Below are 2,908 nucleotides of genomic sequence, written 5' to 3' on the forward strand. Positions count from 1 at the left end.
GCCGAGGGCGGCCACACCGCGATCCTGCCCGAGCTGGGCACGGCCGAGGACTTCCGCCGCCTCGTCGCGAAGGCGGGCGAACTGGGCATCGAGATCGCGCTCGACATCGCGTTCCAGTGCGCGCCCGACCATCCGTGGGTGAAGGAGCATCCCGGCTGGTTCCGCCACCGCCCCGACGGCAGCGTGCAGTACGCCGAGAACCCGCCCAAGAAGTACCAGGACATCTACCCTTTCGACTTCGAGACCGAGGACTGGCGCGGGCTGTGGAGCGCGCTCAAGGGCGTGTTCGATCACTGGATCGCCGAAGGCGTGAAGATCTTTCGCGTCGATAACCCGCACACCAAGTCGTTCGCGTTCTGGGAATGGGCGCTCGGCGAACTCAGGCGCGAGCACCCGGAGCTGATCTTCCTCGCCGAGGCCTTCACGCGGCCGAAGGTGATGCACCGGCTGGCCAAGCTCGGCTACAACCAGTCCTACACCTACTTCACCTGGCGCAACACCAAGCACGAGTTGGTCGAGTACTTCACCGAGCTGTCGCAGGGCCCGGGTTGCGAGTATTTCCGTCCCAACGTCTGGCCGAACACGCCGGACATCCTGCACGAACAGCTCCACGGCGGCCGGCGCCCGGTGTTCATGACGCGGCTCGTGCTTGCCGCCACGCTCTCGGCCAACTACGGCCTCTACGGGCCGGCCTACGAACTGCTGGAAGGCACGCCGCGCGAGCCGGGCAGCGAGGAGTACCGCGATTCCGAGAAGTACCAGCTTCGCCGCTGGGACCTGCAGCGTGCGGACAGCCTGCGCGAGTTCGTCGCGCGCGTGAACCGCATCCGGCGCGAGAACCCGGCGCTGCACGCCGACGCGAGCCTGCGCTTCCTGCCGATCGACAACGACCAGCTCATCGCCTACGCCAAGCGCACGCCCGACGGCGACAACGTGATCGTCACAGTGGTCAACCTCGACCCCTATCACGCGCAGTCCGGCTGGCTCGAGCTCGACGCGCAGGTGCTTCCGGTCGATGCCGAGCACTCCTACCAGATGCACGACCTGCTCAGCGACCAGCGGTTCCTGTGGCAGGGCACGCGCAACTTCGTCATCCTCGACCCCGCCCGCGCGCCGGCGCATGTGTTCCGGCTGCGCCGGCGGGTGCGCAGCGAGCAAGACTTCGACTACTTCCTCTGAGCATGAACGCACCGCAGATCCCGCATCTCAAGGAAGCCGAACAGGGCGCGACCGTGCCCACCGACGACGCGGCGCTGTGGTACCGCGACGCGGTGATCTACCAGCTCAACGTCAAGGCCTTCTTCGATTCCAACGACGACGGGGTCGGCGACTTCAAGGGCGTTGCGGCGAAGCTGGACTACGTGAAAGACCTGGGCGTGAACACCATCTGGTTCATGCCCTTCTACCCTTCGCCGCTGCGCGACGACGGCTACGACATCTCGCACTACGACGATGTCCACCCGCAGTACGGCAATCTCGACGACTTCCGGCTGATGCTCGCCGAGGCGCACCGCCGCGACCTCAAGGTGATCACGGAACTGGTGATGAACCACACCTCCGACCAGCACCCGTGGTTCCAGGCCGCGCGCCGCGCGCCCCCCGGCTCGCCCGAGCGCGACTTCTACGTGTGGAGCGACAGCGAGGAAAAGTACAAGGGCACGCGCATCATCTTCACCGACACCGAGACCTCCAACTGGACCTGGGACCCGGTCGCCAAGGCGTATTACTGGCACCGCTTTTTCAGCCACCAGCCCGACCTCAACTTCGACAACCCCAAGGTGCTCGAGGCCATGTTCGGCACCATGCGCTTCTGGCTCGACATGGGGGTCGACGGCTTCCGGCTCGATGCGATTCCCTATCTCATCGAGCGCGACGGCACCAACAACGAGAACCTGCCCGAGACGCACGCCGTCATCAAGCAGTTGCGTGCGGCGATCGACGCGAGCTACAAGAACCGCTTCCTGCTCGCCGAGGCCAACCAGTGGCCCGAGGACGTGCGCGACTATTTCGGCGAAGGCGACGAGTGCCACGCGGCCTACCACTTCCCGCTGATGCCGCGCATCTACATGGCCATCGCTCAGGAGGACCGCTTCCCCGTCGTCGAGATCATGAAGCAGACCCCCGACATCCCCGAGGGCTGCCAGTGGGCCATCTTCCTGCGCAACCACGACGAGCTGACGCTCGAGATGGTGACCAGCAAGGAGCGCGACTACATGTACAGCACGTACGCGGCCGACCCGCGTGCGCGCATCAACCTCGGCATCCGCCGGCGGCTCGCGCCGCTGATGGACAACGACATGGAGCGCATCAAGCTGATGAACAGCCTGCTGCTCTCGATGCCCGGCTCGCCCATCATCTATTACGGCGACGAGCTCGGCATGGGCGACAACGTGTTCATCGGCGACCGCAACGGCGTGCGCACGCCCATGCAGTGGAGCCCGGACCGCAACGCCGGCTTCTCGCGCGCCGACCCGCAGCGCCTGTACCTGCCGCCGATCATGGACCCGATCTACGGTTTCGAGGCGGTCAACGTCGAGTCGCAACTGCGTGACCCGTCCTCGCTGCTGCACTGGATGCGCCGCATGCTCGCCGTGCGCAACACGAGCCGCGCCTTCGGCCGCGGCCAGCTCGTGTTCCTCTCGCCGGGCAACCGCAAGGTGCTCGCCTACCTGCGCGAATACGCCGACGAGGCGATCCTGTGCGTGGCCAACCTGGCGCGCTCGGCGCAGCCGGTTGCCCTGAACCTCGGGCGCTTCAAGGGCCGCGTGCCGGTCGAGCTGCTCGGCCGCGCGGCCTTCCCGCCGATCGGCGAGCTGCCCTATCTGCTGACCTTGCCGGCCCACGGCTTCTACTGGTTTCGCCTCGCCACCGACGCCGAGGCGCCGAGCTGGCACGAGGAGTTCCTGCC

The 2,908-nt window shown here is 66.6% G+C and carries 1 protein-coding gene and 1 pseudogene; both read left to right on the forward strand.

Going from position 1 to position 2,908, the window contains the following annotated elements; all coding sequences use genetic code 11:
• Positions 1-1,179 (forward strand): annotated as a pseudogene (locus H0W40_RS19825) (alpha-1,4-glucan--maltose-1-phosphate maltosyltransferase); the annotation flags it as partial.
• 2 nt (positions 1,180-1,181) lie between these two features.
• Positions 1,182-2,908 (forward strand): maltose alpha-D-glucosyltransferase (treS, locus tag H0W40_RS19830; RefSeq protein WP_292449637.1); only part of this gene is annotated, 1,727 nt, incomplete at its 3' end.

Source organism: Methylibium sp. (assembly GCF_013817345.1).
Taxonomy (GTDB): domain Bacteria; phylum Pseudomonadota; class Gammaproteobacteria; order Burkholderiales; family Burkholderiaceae_C; genus Methylibium.